This is a genomic window from Variovorax sp. WDL1, assembly GCF_001541225.1.
Lineage (GTDB): Bacteria > Pseudomonadota > Gammaproteobacteria > Burkholderiales > Burkholderiaceae_C > Variovorax.
In genome coordinates this window covers 59516-80397 of sequence record NZ_LMTS01000324.1, presented here as the reverse complement: position 1 = coordinate 80397, position 20882 = coordinate 59516, and the positions used below count along the sequence as shown (strand labels likewise).

25 protein-coding genes and 1 pseudogene are annotated in these 20882 nt (G+C 67.9%); 13 read left to right on the top strand and 13 right to left on the bottom strand.

What is annotated here, in order from left to right; genetic code table 11:
* The 3 genes and pseudogenes from APY03_RS45075 to APY03_RS36715 all read right to left on the bottom strand — a co-directional run.
* Positions 1–180, bottom strand: a pseudogene (locus APY03_RS45075) (acyl-CoA carboxylase subunit beta); the annotation flags it as partial.
* A 47-nt stretch (positions 181–227) separates the two neighbouring features.
* Positions 228–779, bottom strand: coding sequence for a gluconokinase (locus APY03_RS36720; RefSeq protein ID WP_232081126.1), 552 nt, complete (start codon positions 777–779; stop codon positions 228–230).
* Between the two features lie 162 nt (positions 780–941).
* Positions 942–2027 carry a PA0069 family radical SAM protein gene (locus APY03_RS36715; protein ID WP_068685251.1) on the bottom strand — a complete coding sequence of 362 codons (1086 nt, stop codon included), beginning with the start codon at positions 2025–2027 and terminating at the stop codon, positions 942–944.
* 91 nt (positions 2028–2118) lie between these two features.
* On the opposite strand from APY03_RS36715, the gene APY03_RS36710 reads away from it, so the two are divergent.
* On the top strand, positions 2119–3030 hold the full coding sequence (locus APY03_RS36710) for an NAD-dependent epimerase/dehydratase family protein (RefSeq protein WP_232081127.1): 912 nt from the start codon (positions 2119–2121) through the stop codon (positions 3028–3030).
* Between the two features lie 9 nt (positions 3031–3039).
* Here the strand turns inward: APY03_RS36710 and APY03_RS36705 are convergent, their stop codons facing one another.
* The gene (locus APY03_RS36705; RefSeq protein WP_068685249.1) at positions 3040–3702 is read right to left on the bottom strand and encodes a glutathione S-transferase; all 663 of its coding nucleotides are present in this window, start codon (positions 3700–3702) and stop codon (positions 3040–3042) included.
* Between the two features lie 115 nt (positions 3703–3817).
* Here APY03_RS36705 and APY03_RS36700 point away from each other — a divergent pair, with 115 nt between their 5' ends.
* From APY03_RS36700 to APY03_RS36690, 3 genes are all read left to right on the top strand, one after another.
* A complete protein-coding gene (locus tag APY03_RS36700; protein WP_068685246.1) occupies positions 3818–5035 on the top strand; it encodes a polyhydroxyalkanoate depolymerase in 1218 nt (405 codons plus the stop codon).
* Between the two features lie 215 nt (positions 5036–5250).
* Positions 5251–5523 (top strand): helix-turn-helix domain-containing protein, encoded by a 273-nt coding sequence (locus tag APY03_RS36695; protein WP_068685244.1) that lies wholly within the window; start codon positions 5251–5253, stop codon positions 5521–5523.
* A gap of 3 nt (positions 5524–5526) precedes the next feature.
* Positions 5527–6876 carry a type II toxin-antitoxin system HipA family toxin gene (locus APY03_RS36690; RefSeq protein ID WP_068685242.1) on the top strand — a complete coding sequence of 450 codons (1350 nt, stop codon included), beginning with the start codon at positions 5527–5529 and terminating at the stop codon, positions 6874–6876.
* A 39-nt stretch (positions 6877–6915) separates the two neighbouring features.
* Here the strand turns inward: APY03_RS36690 and APY03_RS36685 are convergent, their stop codons facing one another.
* On the bottom strand, positions 6916–7365 hold the full coding sequence (locus APY03_RS36685; protein ID WP_068685240.1) for a CBS domain-containing protein: 450 nt from the start codon (positions 7363–7365) through the stop codon (positions 6916–6918).
* A gap of 144 nt (positions 7366–7509) precedes the next feature.
* On the opposite strand from APY03_RS36685, the gene APY03_RS36680 reads away from it, so the two are divergent.
* Positions 7510–8820 (top strand): O-acetylhomoserine aminocarboxypropyltransferase, encoded by a 1311-nt coding sequence (locus APY03_RS36680; protein WP_068685238.1) that lies wholly within the window; start codon positions 7510–7512, stop codon positions 8818–8820.
* On the top strand, positions 8820–9632 hold the full coding sequence (locus tag APY03_RS36675) for an alpha/beta fold hydrolase (RefSeq protein ID WP_068685236.1): 813 nt from the start codon (positions 8820–8822) through the stop codon (positions 9630–9632). Before APY03_RS36680 ends, APY03_RS36675 begins: the two co-directional genes overlap by 1 nt.
* A 50-nt stretch (positions 9633–9682) precedes the next feature.
* Here APY03_RS36675 and APY03_RS36670 read toward each other — a convergent pair whose 3' ends face one another.
* A complete protein-coding gene (locus APY03_RS36670) occupies positions 9683–10066 on the bottom strand; it encodes a thioredoxin family protein (RefSeq protein WP_232081128.1) in 384 nt (127 codons plus the stop codon).
* Positions 10067–10100: 34 nt separating this feature from the next.
* Positions 10101–11330, bottom strand: a complete 1230-nt coding sequence (locus tag APY03_RS36665) for a YihY family inner membrane protein (RefSeq protein ID WP_068685232.1) — start codon at positions 11328–11330, stop codon at positions 10101–10103.
* 63 nt (positions 11331–11393) lie between these two features.
* Between APY03_RS36665 and APY03_RS36660 the strand changes: the two genes are divergently transcribed.
* From APY03_RS36660 to APY03_RS36635, 6 genes are all read left to right on the top strand, one after another.
* Entirely contained in the window at positions 11394–11795 is a 402-nt protein-coding gene (locus APY03_RS36660; protein WP_083944846.1) for a DUF2069 domain-containing protein, read from the top strand.
* Between the two features lie 118 nt (positions 11796–11913).
* A complete protein-coding gene (locus APY03_RS36655) occupies positions 11914–13338 on the top strand; it encodes an FAD-binding oxidoreductase (protein ID WP_068685228.1) in 1425 nt (474 codons plus the stop codon).
* 46 nt (positions 13339–13384) lie between these two features.
* Positions 13385–13684 carry a type II toxin-antitoxin system CcdA family antitoxin gene (locus APY03_RS36650; RefSeq protein ID WP_083944833.1) on the top strand — a complete coding sequence of 100 codons (300 nt, stop codon included), beginning with the start codon at positions 13385–13387 and terminating at the stop codon, positions 13682–13684.
* 4 nt (positions 13685–13688) lie between these two features.
* Positions 13689–14003 (top strand): CcdB family protein, encoded by a 315-nt coding sequence (locus APY03_RS36645; protein WP_068685226.1) that lies wholly within the window; start codon positions 13689–13691, stop codon positions 14001–14003.
* A 12-nt stretch (positions 14004–14015) separates the two neighbouring features.
* The gene (locus tag APY03_RS36640; protein WP_068685224.1) at positions 14016–14849 is read left to right on the top strand and encodes a thymidylate synthase; all 834 of its coding nucleotides are present in this window, start codon (positions 14016–14018) and stop codon (positions 14847–14849) included.
* Positions 14850–14859: 10 nt separating this feature from the next.
* Positions 14860–15360, top strand: a complete 501-nt coding sequence (locus tag APY03_RS36635; RefSeq protein ID WP_102905312.1) for a dihydrofolate reductase — start codon at positions 14860–14862, stop codon at positions 15358–15360.
* Between the two features lie 46 nt (positions 15361–15406).
* On the opposite strand, the gene APY03_RS36630 is transcribed toward APY03_RS36635, so the two are convergent.
* The 6 genes from APY03_RS36630 to APY03_RS36605 are packed head-to-tail and all read right to left on the bottom strand — an operon-like array spanning position 15407 to position 19850.
* Positions 15407–15721, bottom strand: coding sequence for a non-heme iron oxygenase ferredoxin subunit (locus APY03_RS36630; RefSeq protein WP_068685342.1), 315 nt, complete (start codon positions 15719–15721; stop codon positions 15407–15409).
* 28 nt (positions 15722–15749) lie between these two features.
* Complete coding sequence (locus APY03_RS36625) at positions 15750–16718, bottom strand: Bug family tripartite tricarboxylate transporter substrate binding protein (RefSeq protein ID WP_068685220.1); 969 nt, start codon at positions 16716–16718, stop codon at positions 15750–15752.
* Positions 16715–17086 carry a chorismate mutase gene (locus tag APY03_RS36620; RefSeq protein WP_068685218.1) on the bottom strand — a complete coding sequence of 124 codons (372 nt, stop codon included), beginning with the start codon at positions 17084–17086 and terminating at the stop codon, positions 16715–16717. The genes APY03_RS36625 and APY03_RS36620 overlap by 4 nt, the downstream gene beginning before the upstream one ends.
* Before the next feature lie 3 nt (positions 17087–17089).
* A complete protein-coding gene (locus APY03_RS36615) occupies positions 17090–17563 on the bottom strand; it encodes an aromatic-ring-hydroxylating dioxygenase subunit beta (protein ID WP_068685216.1) in 474 nt (157 codons plus the stop codon).
* 2 nt (positions 17564–17565) lie between these two features.
* Entirely contained in the window at positions 17566–18831 is a 1266-nt protein-coding gene (locus tag APY03_RS36610) for an aromatic ring-hydroxylating dioxygenase subunit alpha (RefSeq protein WP_068685214.1), read from the bottom strand.
* A gap of 23 nt (positions 18832–18854) precedes the next feature.
* Positions 18855–19850 (bottom strand): 2Fe-2S iron-sulfur cluster-binding protein, encoded by a 996-nt coding sequence (locus APY03_RS36605; RefSeq protein WP_068685341.1) that lies wholly within the window; start codon positions 19848–19850, stop codon positions 18855–18857.
* 87 nt (positions 19851–19937) lie between these two features.
* Between APY03_RS36605 and APY03_RS36600 the strand changes: the two genes are divergently transcribed.
* Complete coding sequence (locus APY03_RS36600) at positions 19938–20846, top strand: LysR family transcriptional regulator (protein ID WP_068685212.1); 909 nt, start codon at positions 19938–19940, stop codon at positions 20844–20846.
* Positions 20847–20882 lie beyond the last annotated feature (36 nt).

Genomic DNA, 20882 nt, shown 5'->3' with positions numbered 1-20882 from the left:
CCCCAGCCGCTCGCGCGGCAGCAGCTGCCCGCGCTTGCGGAAGCGCTCGCGCGAGGCGGCGGAGGCCTGCACGGTGCGCGCCTCGATGCCGCGGATGCGCTCGATCAGCGCGAGCATGCCGGCACGGTTGGCCTGAAAGACTTCGCCGCTGGTGGACAGGGTTGATTCGATCACGGCCATGCTCGCGACCTTAGCCCGCGCCCCTGCGGCGGGCTTGCGGGAACTGGCTACGCCGGGGGACCGGCCGCCGTCTCGTCGCGCAGCCAGTCCCGGGCCCGGTCCACGAGTTCGGACAGCGGGGCCGTCGCATCGACCCTCAGCACGCCGGCCTCCCCGACGGGCGATTCGAGGGTCGCGAACTGGTCGGCGACCAGGCTCGCGGAGAAGAAGTGCGCGCCCCCGCGTCCGGCGACCCGGCGCTCGGCCTCCTCGCGCGACAGGTCCATGAAGACGAAGAGCAGCCGGGGCACCGCGGCGCGCAACCGGTCGCGGTAGCCGCGCTTGAGCGCCGAGCAGCTCAGCACCGCCCCCTGCGGATGTGCAGCAAGCATGCCCGCCAGCGTGTCCAGCCACCCGGCCCGGTCGGCGTCGGTGAGCGCGATCCCGGCGCGCATCTTGCTCACACTTGCGGGTGGATGGAAGTCATCGCCCTCGATCAGCGGCAGCCCCAGTTCGCGGGCCAGTGCAGCCCCGAGGCTGGACTTGCCGCAGCCCGAGACGCCCATCACGACGAGCCAGCGCGTCGGGTTCTCCAACGAAGATAAGTAAAGCTCGGTCATTGGGACGTATTGTGTTGCACCGCGCAGCAGTCGCTGCTGACCGCGGAGCGCCAGGCCGCGCAGCTGCAGGGCCAGCGCCTGCTGAACTCGGTGCTTCTCGTGAAGGCCCTGGGCGGCGACTGGTGCGGCGTCGCCTCGCGCAGCCCGGCAGCGCAGCCGACGCTAGAACAGACTGCCCTGCCCCGCTGCGCCGGGTGGCCGGAACGCGCTGAGGTCAAGAGCGATGCGCTCGCGGTTGAAGCCCAGTCGCTGCGTCGCCTTCTCGAAGCGCTGGCGGATCAGCTCGGCCCACAGCCCGCTTCCCACCATGCGGGTGCCGAAGTCGGCGTCGTAGTCCTTGCCGCCGCGCATCTCATGGATGCGCGCCATGATGCGCGCGGCCCGCTGCGGGTAGTGCAGCTCCAGCCACTGCTTGAAGAGCGGCGCCACCTCCCACGGCAAGCGGATCACGGTGTAGAAGGCGCTGCGCGCGCCGGCCTCCCAGGCGGCCTCCAGCACCTTCTCCATGTCCTCGGTGACGAAGGGAATCTGCGGCGCGACGCTCACGCCCACCGGTACGCCGGCCTCCGCCAGCGAGCGGACCGTGCGCAGCCGCCGGTGCGGCGCGGCGGCGCGCGGCTCCAGCTTGCGCGCCAGCTCGCCGTCGAGCGTGGTGATGGTGACGTAGACCGCCGCGAGACGCTGCGCGGCCATCGGCGCGATCAGGTCGAGGTCGCGCTCGACGGCGCTGGACTTGGTGACCAGGCCGAAGGGATGGCGCACCTCCTGGAGCAGCTCGATCACCGAGCGCGTGAGCCGCAGCTCGCGCTCGATCGGCTGGTAGCAGTCGGTCGCGGTGCCGATCGCCAGGTTTTGCGGCCGATAGCTGCGCCGGCCCAACTCCGTGCGCAGCACCTCCACGATGTTGCGCTTGGCGATCAGCTTGGTCTCGAAGTCCAGGCCGGGAGAGAGGTTCAGATAGCTGTGGGTCGGGCGCGCAAAGCAGTAGATGCAGCCGTGCTCGCAGCCGCGGTAGGGATTGATCGAGCGGTCGAAGTGGATGTCGGGCGAGTCGTTCTCGCTCAGCACCGACTTCACGTCCTCGAAGCGCACCTCCTGCAGGGGCGGGAGCGGCTCGGCGGAACCTTCCTCGAGCGTGCCCCAGCCGTCGTCGAAGGCGTCGCGCGCATCACGTTCGAAGCGGTGAGGCAGCCGGGTCGCAGCACCGCGGCCCTTGATCGCGTGGATGGGAATGAAAGTGTCGGGCATGGTCTCTTGCCTCGAATAACTGGATGGATATCCAGTATTCCACCAAATGGTCCCGCTTGCACGCAGCGTCGCATCTGAGCACCATGGCGCGATGACCACCGCGCTGAATGTCCTGGTATGCGGCGCCAACGGCTTCATCGGCAGCCGCATCGCCGCGGCGGCACTGCAGGCGGGGCATCGCGTGACCTGCGGCAGCGCCACGCGGCTGCGCGCCGATGTGCCTCATGTCCCCGTCGACTTCTCGCGCGACACCGAGCCGGCGACCTGGCTGCCGCGGCTCGACGGCATCGACACGGTCGTCAATGCCGTCGGCGTGCTGCGCAGCAGCGCGCGACGGCCGATGCGGGCAGTGCACAGCGCGGTGCCGGCTGCGCTCTTCGAGGCGTGCGCGCAGGCAGGCGTGCGCCGCATCGTCCAGGTCTCGGCCCTCGGCATCGGCCGCAGCGACGACGACAACCCCACGCAGTACGCGCGCACCAAGCGCGCTGCCGAAGCCGCCCTCGAGGCCCTGCCCGCCGGCGGGCCCTCGTGGATTGCGCTGCGGCCCTCGGTCGTGCTCGGCCCGGGCGGCGATGCGGCAGGGCTTTTCCGGACGCTGGCCGCGCTCCCCCTGCTGACGATGCCCGGCCCGGCGCTCGGCGCCAAGCTCCAGCCGATCCACGTCGAGGACCTGGCCCGCGCCGTGACGGTGCTGGCCGACCCGGCCTCGCCCTACCGCGGCGTGGTGGAGTTCGGCGGCGCCCGCGAGATGACGCTGGCCGAGCTCATCGCCACGCTGCGCAGTGCACGTCGCGGAGGCGCCGCGCGTCCAGCGCACCAGGTCCGCCTGCCCGCCTGGATGGGCGTGCTGAGCGCCCGGGCCGGCGACTTCCTGCCAGGCCTGCCCTGGTGCACCGACACCCGCATGATGCTGGAGCTCGACAACGTCGCCAGCAATGCACCCTTGGCCGAATGGCTGGGCCGCGCGCCGCGCGATCTTCGCGACTTCGCAGCCGAGCTCTGATCCCGCAGGCTAGAACTCCGCGTCGAGCTCGTCGATCTCCTCGGGCTCCAGCTTCGCCGCTGCGATCCATTCCTGCATCGCGGGCAGCTCGATGATCCGCTTGGCATAGGCCGCGCAGGGCTTGTCGAGCGCGACGTCGTAGGTCATGAAGCGCGTGACCACGGGCGCGTACATCGCATCGGCCATGCAGGGCTGCCTGCCGAACAGGAAGGGCCCGTCGTAGCCCTTGAGGCATTCGCGCCAGATCTCGACCACGCGGTCGATGTCCGTCTGCGCGCGCGACCAGATCTTGAAGCCGGGGAAGCGGGCCTTCACGTTCATCGGCAGCGCGCCGCGCATCGAAGCGAAGCCCGAGTGCATCTCGCCGCAGATGGCGCGGCAATGGGCACGGGCCTGGATGTCGGCCGGCAGCAGTCCCGCCTTGGGCTTGATCTCGTGCAGGTACTCGCCGATCGCCAGCGTGTCCCAGACCTTCACATGGCCGTGCTGCAGCGAGGGCACGCGCATCGACGACGAGAGCAGCAGCATCTCGGCCTTCATGGCCGGGTCGTCGGGCGGTATCACCTTCTCGACGAAGTCCAGCCCCGCCAGCTTGCACATCAGCCAGCCGCGCAGCGCCCAGGCACCGTAGTTCTTGCTGCTGATGGTGAGAACGGGTTTGGCGGCGGCCATGCGGACTCCTCGTCTGACGGGGTGGGGCGGCTCGAAGCAGTGCAAGCCCTGTGCCAGAAGAGTGCGCGATGCGCCGGCACGCAGCCCTTGGCCCGCAAATTGCCTGCCCTCATGCATGTTGTACCGGGCCTACCAGACCAGCGCCGACCTGCTCTCGCCGTCACGGCTCGCGGCACAGTACGTCGGCAGCTCGCTCTGGCGACAGGACTCGGACCGAAGCGCCACGCGGCGCATCGCTGCGGCCATGGAGGTCTACTCGCGCCTGCGGCTCACGCACACGAGGCCGCCCTATGGCATCGACAGCGTCATGGTCGAAGAAGAAGAGGTCGCGGTGCACGAGGAGGTCGTCCTGAGGGCCCCTTTCGGCACCCTGCTGCGATTCCGCAGGAACACCCCCTTGGTGCATCCGCCGGTCCTGCTGGCAGCACCACTTTCGGGCCATTTCGCCACGCTGCTGCGTGAAACCGTGCGCACACTGCTGCGCGACCACGATGTCTACCTGACCGACTGGCACAACGCGCGCGACGTGCCGCTGTGGCATGGCGGCTTCGGACTGGACGACTACACGCTGCAGATCATCGCCTTCCTGGAGGCCATCGGCCCCGGCGTGCACATGGTGGCGGTCTGCCAGCCCTGCGTGGCTGCATTGGCGGCGACCGCGCTGATGGCGGAGGACGACAACCCTGCGTCGCCGCGCAGCCTCACCCTGATGGCCGGGCCGGTGGACTGCCGCATCAACCCGACGGCCGTCAACAAGCTCGCGAACGAGCGCCCCATCGGCTGGTTCGAGCGCAACCTCATCAGCCGGGTGCCCTGGCCGCACGCGGGCTGCATGCGGCGCGTGTACCCAGGCTTCCTGCAGCTCACCGCCTTCATGAGCATGAACCCGGAGCGCCACAAGCAGCAGTTCCGCAAGCTCTTCGAACACCTGGTCGAAGGCGAGCTCGAGAAGGCCGCCGTGATTCGAGACTTCTACGACGAGTACCTGGCGGTGAACGACCTGCCGGCGGAGTTCTACCTGGAGACGGTGGAGCGCGTCTTCCAGACCTACGACCTGGCGCGCGGCGTGCTCACGGTGGGGGAGCGCAAGATCGATCCCGCCGCGATCCGCCGCACCGCGCTGCTCACCGTCGAGGGCGAGCGCGACGACATCTGCGCCGTCGGCCAGACGGTCGCGGCACAGGACCTCTGCACCAGCGTGCGGCCGTACCTGAAGGTCCACCACCTGCAGGCCGGCGTGGGCCACTACGGCGTGTTCAGCGGCAGCAAGTGGAACATGCAGATCTACCCGCGCGTGCGCGAGATGATCCATACCGCAGCCGAACTGCACTGAGGGCGCCCCCGCGCCTGAGCCCTCAGGACGACGCCTCTTCTTCGTCCGCCGGCCCCCGTCGCACGGCCCTCTGACTGTGGTTCTGCAGCCGCACGCGTCGTCCGCATTCTTCGGCTCCTGCTAAGGAGGTTGTAGAAATGAAAAAACAAACTATATCGAGTAAATTCCATAAACAGCGTATAGTTTGTAAATCCAGAAAACAACCGGAGGTTTGTATGCCTGAGTTTGTTCTCCGCACCTCCGAGCAGTTGCCCGGCCTGCTCCAGGCGTTTCGCAAGCAAACCGGCATGACCCAGGCCGAGGCCGCCGTCCGCCTGGGGGTGACCCAGCAGACGATGTCCGCATTGGAGCGCAACGCGGAGAAGGTCAGCGCCGCCCGGCTGATGAAGCTGCTGAGCATCCTGGGCGTCGAGCTGGTGCTGCGAAAGGACGACGCAATGGCGCCCCCGAAGTCGGCCAGCGCCACCGACTCGAATCCGACTTGGTAAGCCATGGGTCGACGTTCTCACACCCAGGCGCTCGCCCTCTGGATGAACGGCGCACGCGTAGGTACCTGGCGCATCCATCCGCAGGCAGGCGACGTCCTCGAGTACAGCCCGGATTGGACTGCTTCAGAGCAGGGCCGGCCTCTGTCACTGTCCCTTCCCTTCATGCCGGGAGGCGCCCCGCACCGCGGCGAAAGGGTTCGAACCTACTTCGAAAATCTGCTGCCCGACAGCGACGACATCCGCGCGAGGATCGCTCGGCGCTACCAGACCAAGTCGACCGATGCCTTCCCGCTGCTCGCCGAGATTGGACGCGACTGCGTGGGCGCGTTGCAGATTCTTCCGGACGGCGAAGTCCCGGCAGGCGTGCAGCCAGTGCAAGCCTCGCCCTTGAATGAGAGCATGGTCGCGCAGGTGTTGCGCAACACCGTGTCGCCCACCCTCGTGAGTCTTGGCGACGATGACGACACCTTCCGCATTTCGATCGCAGGCGCGCAGGAGAAAACCGCGCTGCTGCGCTTCGAAGGCAAATGGTGCATGCCGCATGGGGACACGCCGACGACACACATCTTCAAGCTCCCTCTGGGCCTGATCGGCGGGATGAAGTACGACATGAGCGACTCTGTCGAAAACGAGTGGCTATGTTCCTTGATCCTGAAGGCCTACGGCCTGCCGGTGGCCGCCTGCGAGCCGCTGCAGTTCGAGGACGTCAAGGTTCTGGCGGTGGAGCGCTTCGACCGCAGCTGGTGGAAAAGCCCGGCGGGCGACATGCGGCTCATCCGACTTCCTCAGGAGGATATGTGCCAGGCCAAGGGCGTATCCCCGCACGCGAAGTACGAAGCCGACGGCGGCCCTGGCATTGACAGCATCATGGATGTGCTCGAGGGGTCCCTGTCCCGCCAAGATGACAAACGGGCCTTCTTCCAGGCGCAATTGGTCTTCTGGCTGCTGTGCGCGACCGATGGCCACGCGAAGAACTTCAGCTTGTTCCTGCGCCCCGGAGGCCGATACCAGCTCACGCCGCTGTACGACGTGCTGTCGGCCTACCCTGTCCTCGGCGAAGGCCCGGGGAAGCTGTCGCCGTTCAAGGCCAGGATGGCCATGGCGATCCGCTCCAGGAACGCCCACTGGAAGATGCGCGACATCCTGCGCCGGCACTGGCTGGTCATGGGCGAGCGTCATGGGGTGACCACCCCCGACGGACGCGATGTGCGTTTCGTCATCGACGATCTCGCGGACCGCACGCCCAAGGTGATTCGACAGGTGCGAGCGAAGTTGCCGAAGGACTTTCCAGAGCCCTTGGTCGAAGCCATCCTCGGTGGGCTTCAGGAAGCCGCCAACAAGATCTCGGACTGACAGTCAAGCCTTCGGTCGCGGCTTGATCGCCTCGGGCGCTCAGGACGCCTCGTCCTCCGCCGGCCAGTCGCGGATGTAGGCCTTGAGCATCTTGTTCTCGAAGTTCTGGCTGTCCACCACCGCCTTGGCCACGTCGTAGAAGCTGATCACACCCATCAGCATGCGCTTGTCCATCACCGGCATGTAGCGGGCGTGGCGCTCGAGCATGATGCGGCGGATCTCGTCGAGATCGGTCTCCAGCGTGCAGGTGACGGGATGGTCGTCCATGGCCTTGCGCACCAGCGTGCCGCCGACCTGGCCGCCGTTGCCGACGATGGCGACGATCACTTCGCGGAAGGTGAGCATGCCCACGAGCTCGCCATGCTCCATGACCACGAGCGAGCCGATGTCCTTCTCGGCCATGGTGTTGACGGCGTCGGCCAGGGGTTCTTCGGGCGTGATGGTGTAGAGCGTGTTGCCCTTCACGCGCAGGATGTCGCTGACTTTCATCGTGGTGCTCCTCACTTGGCTCGGCGCTGCTGCCGAAATTGAATATAGCCCACAATGGCCGCCCGTCCCCTGGCCCCGCCGCTGTCGCTGTCATTGCGCGCGTAACGGGGCATTGCAGAAACGACCTTGCTTCGAAAGGCCTCCATGCCCGGCTATTCCGATCCCGGCTTCGACACGCTCGCGCTGCACGCCGGTGCCGCGCCCGACCCTGCCACCGGCGCGCGCGCCGTGCCGATCCACCTCAGCACCTCCTTCGTCTTCGAATCGAGCGACCACGCGGCCGCGCTCTTCAACCTGGAGCGCGCCGGCCATGTGTACTCGCGCATCAGCAACCCGACCAACGCGGTGTTCGAGCAGCGCGTGGCGGCGCTGGAAGGCGGCATCGGCGCGATCGCCACCGCCAGCGGGCAGGCCGCGCTTCACCTGTCGATCGCCACGCTGATGGGCGCGGGTGCGCACATCGTCGCCAGCACGGCGCTCTATGGCGGCTCGCAGAATCTCCTGCACTACACGATGCGGCGCTTCGGCATCGCGACCACCTTCGTCAAGCCCGGCGACCTCGACGGCTGGCGCGCAGCGATCCGGCCCGAGACGCGGCTGCTCTTCGGCGAGACCGTGGGCAACCCCGGCCTCGACGTGCTCGACATCCCGGCCGTCAGCGACATCGCGCATGCGGCCGGCGTGCCGCTGCTGGTGGACTCCACCCTGACTTCGCCCTACCTGATCAAGCCCTTCGACTGGGGCGCCGACCTGGTCTACCACTCCGCCACCAAGTTTCTCTCCGGCCATGGCACGGTGATCGGCGGCGTGGTGGTCGACGGCGGCAGCTTCGACTGGGAACGCTCGGGCAAGTTCGCCGAGCTGACCCAGGCCTACGAGGGCTTCCACAACATGGTGTTCAGCGAGGAGAGCACGGTCGGCGCCTTCCTGCTGCGCGCGCGGCGCGAGGGGCTGCGCGACTTCGGCGCCTCGATGAGCCCGCACACCGCATGGCTGATCCTGCAGGGCATCGAGACCCTGCCGTTGCGCATGGAGCGCCACATCGACAACACGCAGAAGGTGGTGGAGTTCCTGGTCTCCCACCCCTTCGTGGCGCATGTGGGGCATCCGCTCCTCGAATCGCATCCCAGCCATGCCCTGGCGGGCAAGCTGCTGCGCCACGGCGCCAAGGGTGCGGGTGCGGTCTTCAGCTTCGACCTCAAGGGCAACCGGCAGCAGGGCAAGGTGTTCATCGAGACGCTCAAGCTCTTCAGCCACCTGGCCAATGTCGGCGACTGCCGCAGCCTGGTGATCCACCCCGCGAGCACGACGCACTTCCGCATGACGGACGAGGCGCTCGCCGCGGCGGGCATCTCGCAGGGCACCATCCGGCTTTCGATCGGCCTGGAAGACCCAGCCGACCTGATCGACGACCTCAAGCGCGCACTGAAGGCGGCAGAGAAGGCAGGCGCGTGATGGAACTCGTCGTCAACGGCCACAAGACCTACTGCTACACCGGCGGCAAGCCCTTCGATGCCACGAAGCCGACGGTGGTGTTCATCCACGGCGTGCTCAACGACCACAGCGTGTGGATCCTGCAAAGCCGCTGGTTCGCCCACCATGGCTGGAACGTGCTGGCGCTCGACCTGCCGGGGCATTGCAGGAGCGCGGGCCCGCCGCCGGCGAGCGTGGAAGAGGCGGCGCAATTCTTGATTGCGCTGCTCGACGCCGCGGGCATCGAGAAGGCCGCCCTGGTCGGCCACAGCTTCGGCTCGCTGATCGCACTGGAGGCCGCGGCGCGCGCGCCGCTGCGCGTGACGCACCTGGCGCTGGTCGGCACCGCCTACCCGATGAAAGTTTCGCCGGAACTGCTCGAAGGTGCGCTGAACGACCCGATGCGGGCGATCGACCTGGTCAACGGCTTCTCGCACTCGATGCTGGCGCCGCCGCCCTCCACGCTGGGCCCGGGCACCTGGCTCTACGGCGGCTCGCGCGCGCTGATGCGCCGCGTGCTGGCGAGCAACCGCGACGCAAATGTGTTCCACATCGGCTTCAAGGCCTGCAACGACTACGCGGGCGGCGACGTAGCGATGGCCGCGGTGCAGTGCCCCGTGCTGTTCGTGCTCGGCAAGTCCGACCAGATGACACCGCTCCGTGCCACGCAGGCGCTGATCGACAAGGCCAGCGGCGCGCGCGTGGTCCACGTCGCCGCCGGCCACCAGCTGATGAGCGAGGCGCCGGACGAGGTGCTGTTCGCGCTGCGGGACTTCCTCAACGCAGCGCGTTGATGCCCGGCAACTCCAGCAGCGGCGCCCGCGCGCCGCGCACGTAGAGGCGTCTACGCGACCTCGAAGGTGCCGGGCTCGCGCGCCAGCGCACCGAGCAGCGTCCGGACCTCGGGGCTCGGTGCCTGTGCCGGCTGCAGGGCGCCGAGCATGCGCGCGAGCGTCCCGGCATGCGGCAGCATGGGCCCGAGGAAGCGGGTGCCGGACTCGCCGGCCACCAGCAGGGTGGGAAAGGTCTCGACGTCGAAGTCGTCGGCCAGCTCGGCATGGTCCTCGACGTCGACCCAGGCGAAGCGAAACTGCGGATGGGCGCGTGCCACCTGCTCGAACAGCGGCCGGTACTCGCGGCAGGCGCCGCACCATTCGGCGCAGAGGCAGACCACCCACAGGGTGTCGCCGGCCGCTCGCAAGCTCTCGGGGGTGGCGGAATCGTTCAAGGTCGAATGAATGAGGTGGAACGGACCGCCGCCATTATCGGCACGGCAGCACATCCTGCAGCAGCAGGGTGCGCAAGGGGCCGCGTTGCCACAGGTTATCGAGGCTGGGCGAGCGCGGCACCAGCAGCTGCACGAGCAGCGGCTCGAGCGAGGTGCGGCCGGGGTCGGCCAGCAGCACGTAGCGCGGATCCTCGTCGTCCGGCTCCTCGGCGAGCGGCCCGATCCAGTCGAGCGCGACGAGCGTCTCCAGCACCGGCACCAGCTGCAGTGCATCGACCCGCATTCGCGCCACCAGCTCCGCCGCACCCAGCCCCTTGGCGGGCGTGGCCTTCGCCAGCGCCAGCTGCTGCAGCGCCTCCACCGCCAGCTGCAGGGGCCAGCCGGGCATGCCGCCGCGCCGCGCCACGCCGCTCAGGAGGCTGGGCAGGTAGGCCGCGATGACCGCGCCCAGCAACACGATGACCCAGGCGACATAGATCCACACCAGCAGGATCGGTGCGGCAGCGAAGGCGCCGTAGAGCACCGAGTAAGTGGGCACCAGGCTCAGGTAGTAGGCGAGCAGCCGCTTGGCGATCTCGATGGCAGCCGCCACGAAGAAGCCGCCGGCCCATGCATGGGCCCATTTGACGTGCGTGTTGGGCACGTAGTGGTAGAGCGCGGCCATGCCACCTGCCAACAGCACGAATTCGAAGGTGTCGAACGCCAGCTTGAGCATGCCCAGCATGCCGCGGCCGCCGACCCACTCGCGCGAGATCGAAAAGACGTAGGCCGTGGTGCTCAAGCTCAGCGCCAGCACCAGCGGGCCGAGCGTGATGGCGGCCCAATAGACCAGCACCCGCTGCGCGAAAGGCCGCGGCGTGCGCACGCGCCAGATGTTGTTGAGCGTCTTGTCGATGGTGAGGATCAGCGCGATGGCCGTGACCAGCAGCACCAGCAGCCCTGCGACGCCCAGCCCGCTGGCCTTGCTCGCGAACTGGTTGAGGTACCCCAGCACCTGGCGCGCGATGTTGTCCGGGATCAGGCTCTCGATCAGCCAGCGCTGCACCCGCCCCTGCATGGTCGCGAACATCGGGAATACCGTGAACAGCGCCAGCGCAAGGGTGAAGAAGGGCACCATCGCGATGGTGGTGGTGAAGGTGAGGCTGCTGGCGGTCAGCCCCAGCCGGTCCTTGCGGAAGCGCTCGCCCAGCACCGCGGCCGTGTTGCCCCAGGGAAAGTGCGAAAGATCCCTCCAGAGTTGCCGGCGATTCATGCCGGCTATCATGCCATCGGGTCCCGCGCCAGCCCGGCGCCGGCCGCCGCCGTTGCCCCCGTTTCCGTGCCCGCCGTGACTGCTCCCACCATCCCCTCCTCCGTCTCCGCCACGCGCTGGCTCGCCGTCGGCAGCCTGGTCGGGCTGATCGTGCTCGGCCTGGCCTGGGAGCTGTGGCTGGCGCCGCTGCGGCCGGGCGGCTCCTGGCTGGCGCTCAAGGTGCTGCCGCTGGTCATCCCGCTCGCAGGCCTGCTGAAGAACCGGATGTACACCTATCGCTGGGTCAGCCTGCTGGTCTGGCTCTATTTCACCGAAGGCGTGGTGCGCGCGTGGAGCGACCTCGACGGCACCGGCCGCCTGCTGGCGCTTGGCGAGGTGGTGCTGTGCCTCGCGCTGTTCGCGGCCTGTGCCTGGCATGTGCGCCTGCGGCTGCGCCACGCGGCGCGCGCACGGGCGCTGGAAGGAGTTGCGCCATGAGCCACAGGGCCGCTCCCAAGGCGAATAACACCGCAGCCGAAGGTGAAGGTGCTCCAATGAGCCAAAGGGCCGCTCCCAGGTCGGCTGGCACCCTGGCGCGTAACGCGGAGATTACCGAATGAGCGCTCTACTCATCGAAAGGCTGCGCGCCGTGGTCGGCGCCGCCAACGTGCTGACCGAGGGCGACCTCGGCGCCTGGGAGCAGGACTGGCGCAAACGCTCCCGCGGCAAGGCGCTGGCCGTGGTGCGGCCCGGCAGCACCCAGCAGGTGGCCGAGGTGGTGAAGGCCTGCGCAGCCGCGGGCCGGGCGATCGTGCCGCAGGGCGGCAACACCGGCCTCGCGGTCGGCTCGATTCCGGACGAGAGCGGAACCCAGGTCGTGCTGAGCCTGCAGCGCATGAACGCCATCCGCGGCATCGACGCCGCCAACCTCGCAATGACTGTGGAGGCCGGCTGCGTGCTGCAGACGCTGCAGGAGACGGCCGCCAAGGCCGGCTTCCTGTTCCCGCTGAGCCTGGCGGCCGAGGGCAGCTGCACCATTGGCGGCAACCTCGCGACCAATGCCGGCGGCACGCAGGTGCTGCGCTACGGCAATGCACGCGATTTGTGCCTGGGGCTGGAAGTGGTCACGCCGCAGGGCGGTATCTGGGAAGGCACCAGCGGCCTGCGCAAGGACAACACCGGCTACGACCTGCGCGACCTGATGATCGGCAGCGAGGGCACGCTGGGCATCATCACCGCCGCCACCCTGAAGCTCTATCCGCTACCGGCCGCGCGGCTCACCGCCTGGGCCGCCGTGCCCACGCTCGAGCACGCGGTCGAGCTGCTGGGCCTGGCCCACAAGCGCCTGGGCGCCGGCCTCACCGGCTTCGAGGTGATGGGCCGCTTCGCGCTCAGCCTGGTGGCGAAGCATTTCCCCGCCATGCGCGTGCCCTTCCTGGAGGACGACGGGGTGCCCTACTGCGTGCTGCTGGAGAACTCCGACAACGAGTCGGAAGACCATGCACGCGCCCGCTTCGAGGCCCTGCTCGAAACCGCCTTCGAGGCCGGCTGCGTCAGCGACGCCGTGGTGGCCGAGAACCTGACGCAGGCCCACCAGCTCTGGCACGTGCGCGAGAGCATCCCGCTGGCGCAGGCCGAGGAAGGGCTCAACATCAAGCACGACATCTCGATTCCCGTCTCGCGGATCCCGGCCTTCGTGGAGCAGACCGATGCATTGCTCGAATACGAGTTGCCCGGCGTGCGGCTGGTGAACTTCGGCCATCTCGGCGACGGCAACCTGCACTACAACGTGCAGGCGCCGGCCGGTGCCCACAACGCCAACTTCCTGCGCGACCACGAGGCGCGCATCAACACGCTGGTCTACGAGGCGGTCCGCCAGTTCGAGGGCTCCTTCTCGGCCGAGCACGGCGTCGGCTCACTCAAGGTCGAGACGCTGGAGAAGCACAAGTCGCCGGTGGCGCTGGAGATGATGCGCGCCATCAAGCGCGGGCTGGATCCGCAGAACCTGCTGAATCCGGGGCGGGTGATTCGACTGCCATGATCCATGCGCGTAGACTGTGCGCATCATCGATGAACAGGGAGTACCCATGCTTCGCTTCGACAACGCCCCCAAGAAAGCCACCAATCTGTCGCTCAACAGCAAAGTGCTCGAGGTGGCGCGCGAACTGGGCATGAACGTTTCGCAGACGGTCGATGCGTTGCTCGCCAAGGAGGTGGAACGCGTCTACTGGGAGCAGTGGAAGGAGCGGAACAAGGACGCGATCGAGGACTACAACGCACGCATCCGACGCGAAGGCATCTGGGGCGCGAAGTACCGCACCTTTGCGCGCAGCCTCGGAGATGGTCGCGTTACCGACGAGGACCACGGCAAGAAGAAGGCCGCCTGAGATCATGGGGCGCTACGACGTCTACCAGAATCCCGAGAAGTCCGAGCACCGGCACACGCCCTTCGTACTGGACATCCAGAACGACCACCTCGAAGCCGTGGAAACACGCTTGGTCATTCCGTTGCGCGATGCACGATCGCACGGGATGCGCCTTGAGCGCGTCCATCCTTCGTTCCGCATCCAGGAACGCGAGGTCGTCCTCGACACGCCCACCATGGCAACCTTCCCGCGCAGCTGGCTGCGCTCACCCATCGCCAGCCTGCGCGGCGAACAGCATCAAATCCAGGATGCGCTGGATGCCCTGTTCGGCTCCTACTGACAAGCTCTCACCATGCCCTCTCGCCCCACCCGCTCCCAATACGAAGACTTCATGCGCCACGTCGACGCCCACGGCGTGCACAAGAGCGACCGCACCGGCACCGGCACCAAGAGCGTGTTCGGCCACCAGATGCGCTTCGACCTGGCCGAAGGCTTCCCGCTGGTCACCACCAAGAAGGTGCACCTCAAGTCCATCATCATCGAACTGCTGTGGTTCCTGACCGGCTCCAGCAACAACAACTGGCTGAAGGAGCGCGGCGTCACCATCTGGGACGAGTGGGCGCGCGAGGACGGCGACCTCGGCCCGGTCTACGGTGTGCAGTGGCGCAGCTGGCCGACGCCCGACGGCGGCCACATCGACCAGATCCAGCAGGTCATCGACACCCTCAGGACCAACCCGGACTCACGGCGCATCATCGTCAGCGCCTGGAACGTGGCCGAGCTCTCGAAAATGGCGCTGATGCCCTGCCACGCCTTCTTCCAGTTCTACGTGGCCCCGCCGCAGGCGCCGGGCGAGCGCGGCAAGCTGAGCTGCCAGCTCTACCAGCGCAGCGCCGACATCTTCCTGGGCGTGCCCTTCAACATCGCGAGCTACGCGCTGCTCACCCACATGGTCGCGCAGCAGTGCGACCTCGACGTGGGCGACTTCATCTGGACCGGCGGCGACTGCCACATCTACAGCAACCATGCCGAGCAGGTGGCGCTGCAACTCAGCCGCACGCCCTACCCCTACCCGACGCTCGCTATCAAGCGCAAGCCCGCCTCGATCTTGGACTACGCGTACGAGGACTTCGAGGTGGTGGACTACCGGCATCACGATGCCATCAAGGCGCCGGTGGCGGTCTGAGACCCGAATCATGGCCACCCGCATCAACCTCATCCTCGCCCGCGCCGCCAACGGCGTGATCGGCCACGAGGGTTCCATGCCCTGGCACCTGCCCGAGGACATGGCGCACTTCAAGAAGCAGACCGCCGGCGCGCCGGTGATCATGGGCCGCAGGACCTGGGATTCGCTGCCCCCCCGCTTCCGCCCGCTCTCGGGCCGGCGCAACATCGTGATCACCCGGCAGCCCGGCTGGCAGGCCGACGGGGCCGAGCGTGCCACCAGCCTGCAGGAGGCCCTGGCCCGCTGCGAGGCGGCTCAGGAGCCCGAAGTGTGGGTGATCGGCGGCGCGCAGATCTACGCCGAGGCGGAGCCGCTCGCGCACCGCGCCCTGGTGACCGAGATCGGCCGCGACTTCGAGGGGGACGCCTGGGCCCCCCGCTTCGACGTCTCCTGGCGCGAGACAGCGCGCGAGTCGCATGTCTCGTCGAACGGGCTGCCGTACAGCTTCATCACACTCGAACGGCCTGAGTAGAAGCGCGTGCGGCCGCGGACTCAGTACGCTGACTCGCGAACCGGATTCAGGCCAGCGACACGTACACCCGCCCGCCCTCGATCTTCACCGGATAGCTGCGCAGGTCCTCCGTGACCGGCGCGCACAGCGCCTTGCCGCTGCGCACGTCGAACTTGCCCTGGTGCAGCGGGCATTCGATCTCGTGCCCTTCGAGGAAGCCGTCGCACAGCCGCGCCTGGCCGTGGGTGCAGGTGTTGCTGGTGGCGAAGACCTGGCCATCGACGCTGTAGAGCGCGATGTCCAGCCCCTGGACCTCCACACCCATCACGTCGTCTTCGGGCAGTTCGTCGACCGCAGCCGCGTCGGTCCAATCGGTGGTCATGCTCATGGCAACTTCTTCCATCAGGGTGTCAGTTCTCGGGTTTCAGCCCGGCGCGCTCGATCACCGGCTTCCAGCGGCGCAGTTCCTCGTTCATGAACGCGGACAACTCCTGCGGCGTGCTGCCGACCGGGTCGAAGTACGCCGTCGAAAGGCGCTGCCGCGTCGCCTCGTCCTTGAGCACCGCGGCAATCTCGCGGCTCATGCGCTGCACCACCTCGGGCGGCGTGCCCTTGGGCGCCATGTAGGCGAACCACGGCACGGCCTGGATGTCCGGCACGCCAGATTCGCGCAGCGTCGGCAGCTCGGGCAGCAGCGGGGAGCGCTCGGCCGAGGTCACGGCCAAGGCCCTGAGCCGACCGGCCTTGGCCTGCGGCATCACGGCCACGGGCGGCAGGCAGGCGTACTGCACGTCGCCCTGGATGATGGCCGTGGTCGCCTGGCCCGAGGAGGCATAGGGAATGTGGACCGCGAAGGACTTCGTCTTCAGTTTGATCAGCTCCACGCCCAGGTGCGAGATCGAGCCGCTGCCGGTCGAGGCGAAGTTGAACTTGCCCGGGTTGCGCTGCATGGCCGTGAGCCAGCCCTTCACCGAGTCCACGCCCAAGGCGTTCGACACTACGCACACGTTGGGCGTGGTGGCGGCCAGCGACACCGGTGCCAAGTCGCGGAACGGGTCGTACGGCAGGTTCTTGTACAGCACCGTGTTGTAGACCAGCGGCGCGTTGACTGATAGCAGGAAGGTATGGCCGTCGGGCTGCGCCTTCGCGACGAGGTCGGTGCCGCTGTTGCCGCCCGCGCCCGGCTTGTTGTCGACGATCAGCGGCTGGCCAAGGCGGCCCGCGAGCTTGTCGTTGACGATGCGCGCCAGGATGTCTGGCGAGGAACCCGCGGCGAACGGCACGACGATGCGTACCGGGCGCTGCGGCCAGTCCTGCGCGGCGGCGTGGACGGCGGACAGGGCCAGCAGCGCGAAGGGAAGAAGGCGAAGGCGCATCATGGCTGCCCCTCCCCGATCTCGACCATCTCCGCATGGTCGCGCTGCTCGCGCGCGATGAAGCCTGCCACCAGCGCGCGGTAGGCCGCCTCGACGACTTCCGGATAGGCACCTTTCTCTTCGGCCAGCCGGCGGACCTTGTCGAACACCTCCTGCTGGCGCTGCGGCGCCGAGACCTGGAAGGCATCGCGCTTGAAGCGCGCCGCGTCCTTCACGTAGCGGCCGCGCTCGGCCAGCAGCTCGACGATCTGCACATCGATCGCATCGATGCGCTCGCGCACCTGCGCCAGGTTGTCGGCCAGCGGCACATAGGCCGGGTCGAGGAAGCGGCGCAGCGCAGCGCCATGGGCATCGGGTTCTTTTTCTGTCATGTCTCAGATCGGATAGATGATGGAGTTGGGGATCATTTCGCTGTCGTACACCGCCAGCCGCGACGCGAACTTCAGTCCCTCGGGCCGGCGAACGATGGTGTCGATGTAGCGGCCCACGTTGAACACCGTGGACAGCTCGCTCAGCTTGGTGCGGAACACCGCATAGTTGGCCTCGCTGTGGATGGTGCCGTCGGCGTCGACCTTGTGCACGAGCGGCTGGCCGACCACGTGGCGCTGGTAGTAGGGATCATGGAACAGCGTCTCGCGGATGCCGTAGACCCGGTCCTCCAGCATGCCCCGGCTCTCGAAGGACAGCGTGGCCAGTGGCAGGCCGCGCTCGTGGTTCTCGCGCGGCTGGAGTCGGTAGCTGCAGTCCTCGACGAAGAAGGCGGGCCACAGGTCCCAGTTGCCGGAATCGACGGCGCGCGCGTAGTCGGCGTACAACTGGTTGAGCGCGAAGTAGTCCTCGAAAGTCATGGTCATGCCTCCATCACCTCGCGCCAATAGCGATACATCCCGCGGATCAGCGTCTCGGTCACCATGTGGTCGGTGTCCTCCACCTCCCGCCCGCCGAGCTCGGCGAGCGTGCGGTGGTAGGGCTTCTGCTCGAAGCCCTGCTGCGAGAACTCGATCACCTCGCCGTCGTCGGCCGAAACGAAGCCCGCCGGCCCGAACAGGTTGGCCTGGCGCAGGCGGCGCTGCTCCATCTCCTCGCTGTCGTCCTCGAAGCCGAAATGCGTCCATACGAAGTCGAAGGCGCCGTGGCCCACCGGCTGGATGTGGCGCGTCGAGACGCTGTTGACCTGCTGCTGCAGGATCACGCTCGGGAACAGCGTCGTCATCACCGCCGTCGGGCCGCCCCACCAGGCTTCGGGCACGATGTCCAGGAAGCGCGGGTCCTTCAGCTGCATGCTCTCCTTGAAGCTGGAGACCTGCGTGACCTGCGCCGCCTTGCCGGCACTGCCGCGGGTCGAGATCATCGCTGCGTGACGGCCGCGCGCGTCCATCTTCAGCTCCGACTTGTTGTCGGCGCGCCAGAGCCCGAAGGTCACGAACCAGGTGTGCAGGAGCCCCGGGTGGTACGGGTCCTTGATGTTCTCCTGCATGAGCTTCCAGTTGCCGGGGATGCGCTGGCGGTTGTAGCCGAGGATCTTCAGCTTGCGGCCGTTGAAGAGGCGGTCGAAGTAGCCCAGGATCGCCGGCCCCATGAAGTCCTCCAGCGATTCGATCTCATGATCGAAGGACGCGAAGACCACCCCGCCGCGCGTCGCCACCTTCAGTTTGTTGAGGCTGTTCTCCTCCGTCTTGAAGTCGGCCGGCATGCCGCCGTTGACCTTGCCGTCCTGCTTCACGCCGCGGCGGAAGGGCACGCCCTGCAGGTCGCCCTTCAACGTGTAGTTCCACTGGTGGTAGGGGCAGACGAACTCCTTGCGGTTGCCCTGCCGCTCGCGGCAGAAGCGCATGCCGCGATGGGCGCAGACGTTCTCCACCACGTTGATGCCGCCGTCGGCGTCGCGCACCATGATCACCGAGCGCTCGCCGATCGCGGTGCGCTTGAAGTCGCCCGCGTTCGGGATCTCCGCCTCGAGGCCGACGTAGCACCAGTGCTTGCTGTAGAAGAAGCGCTCCAGCTCTTTCTTGTGCTGTTCCTCGCCGGTGTAGGCCATGAAGGGAATGCGGCTGGTCTTCTCCGATTCCCATCGCAGCTCGCGGGGGAACACGATCGAGGGGTTGGCGTTGGTCATGGGGTCTCCTTACTGTCTTCGCCTCAGGCTGCCTGCGGATAGAAGGCATCGGCATGGATCTTCTCGACGGGCAGCCCGCGCTCCTCGAGCAGCAGCGTGACCGCCTCCACCATCGGCGGCGAGCCACAGAGGTAGGCGCGCCATCCCTCGAAGCCGGCCGGCCAGTCGGCACGAATGGCGTCGGTGATCAGGCCCTGGCGCATGCCCGGGCGCAGCGGACCCGTGACGCCGACGACATGCACCTTCAGCGCCGGATGCAGCGCCTGCAGCTCGCGCAGCTCCTCGAGCCCGTACACGTCCGCGTCCGAGCGCACGCCGAAATAGAGGTGGATCGGGTTGGCCATCCCGGCCTCGATCGCGCCGCGTACGATCGCCAGCACGGGCGCCAGCCCCGTGCCGCCGGCCGCGCAGAGGATGGGGCCGTCGTGCCGCGTTCGCAGGTAGGCCGCGCCCATCGGCCCGCTCACGCGCACCGCGTCGCCCGGCTTGAGCTTCTCGAACACGTAGTCGGTGACGCGGCCGCCGGGCACGCGCCGCACATGGAATTCCAGCTCCGCGTCGCCGCTCGTGCGCGCCATCGAATAGGGCCGCACATGCTCGGGCGCGAACTGCAGCTGGGCGTATTGCCCCGGCGAGAAGGACAGCGGCTTGGCCGGCTTCAGGCGCAGCCGACGGATGTCGTGGGTGAGCATGTCGATGCCTGCGATCGTGGCCTTGATGATCCGCGCCGGGTGCACCACCACCTCGTCGGGCTCGGGGATCTCGATGGTGCAGCTTTCGGTCAGCGTGCTCTGGCAGGCCAGCACGTGCTGCTCGCGCAGCCCCTCGGGCCGCATCGCGCCGGGCCCGGGGCCGCCATCGAGCAGCCGGCCTTCGACCAGCTTGCAGCGGCAGGTGCCGCAGCGCCCGGCCATGCAGCTGTACGACACCGGCACCTGATGCTCGCGCAGCACCTCGAGCAGGTTCGCGCCAGGGCGAACGTCGAGGGTGCGGCCCAGGGGGCGGATGTGCAAGTCCATGGCGCCGATCATCGGCTCCGGACGCACATTGGCCAATAGAATCTCGTGAATCTATCGAATCACTGTCGTGAATAAAGGTGTGCGCGCATGGAGCTCAAGGACATCGACCTGAATCTGCTCCTCGTTTTCGACCGCATGCTGGCCGAGAAGCGCGTCTCGGCAGTGGCCGAGACGCTCGGCCTGTCGCAGCCGGCCATCAGCAATGCGCTGGCGCGGCTGCGCCGCGTGTTCGGCGACGAGCTGTTCCTGCGGACCGCGCGCGGCATGGAACCCACGCCCTTCGCGCTGCAGCTGGCGGAGCCGGTGGCCTATGCCATGAGCGCGCTGCACGGCGCGCTCAACCAGCACACCGTCTTCGACCCCGCCACCAGCACGCGCGGCTTCACGCTCGCGATGACCGACATCGGCGAGATCTACTTCACGCCGCTGCTCATGGAGCTGCTCGCGCGCACTGCACCGGGAGTGACGATCAGCACCGTGCGCAACACCGCTGTCAACCTGCGCGATGCGATGGAGGCCGGCCATGTGGACATCGCCATCGGCCTGCTGCCGCAGCTAAAGACCAGCATCTTCCAGCGGCGCCTGTTCCGGCAGCGCTACGTGTGCCTCTTCGGCGCGGCGCATCCGCTTGCCGCCAGGCCGCGGCTGTCGCTCAAGGACTTCTCGGCCGCCGACCACCTGCTGGTGCAGGCCGTGTGCACCGGCCACGGCCAAGTCGACAATCTGATGGCCGCGCAGGGCATCGTGCGTCGCATCCGGCTGACGGTGCCGCACTTCGTCGCCATCGGCCACATCCTGCGCGCCACGCCGATGATCGCCACCGTGCCCGAGCGCCTGGCCCGCAGCATCGCCGAGCCTTTCGGGCTGGTCTCGCGGGCGCACCCAGCCAAGCTTCCGGAAATCGCGATCAACTGCTTCTGGCATGCGCGCTTCCACCGCGACCCTGGCAACCAGTGGCTGCGCGGGCTGCTGTTCGAGCACTTCGCCGACAGCTGAGCGTCTCCAAGGCTGTGGAGTGGAGGGTGCGGCTTC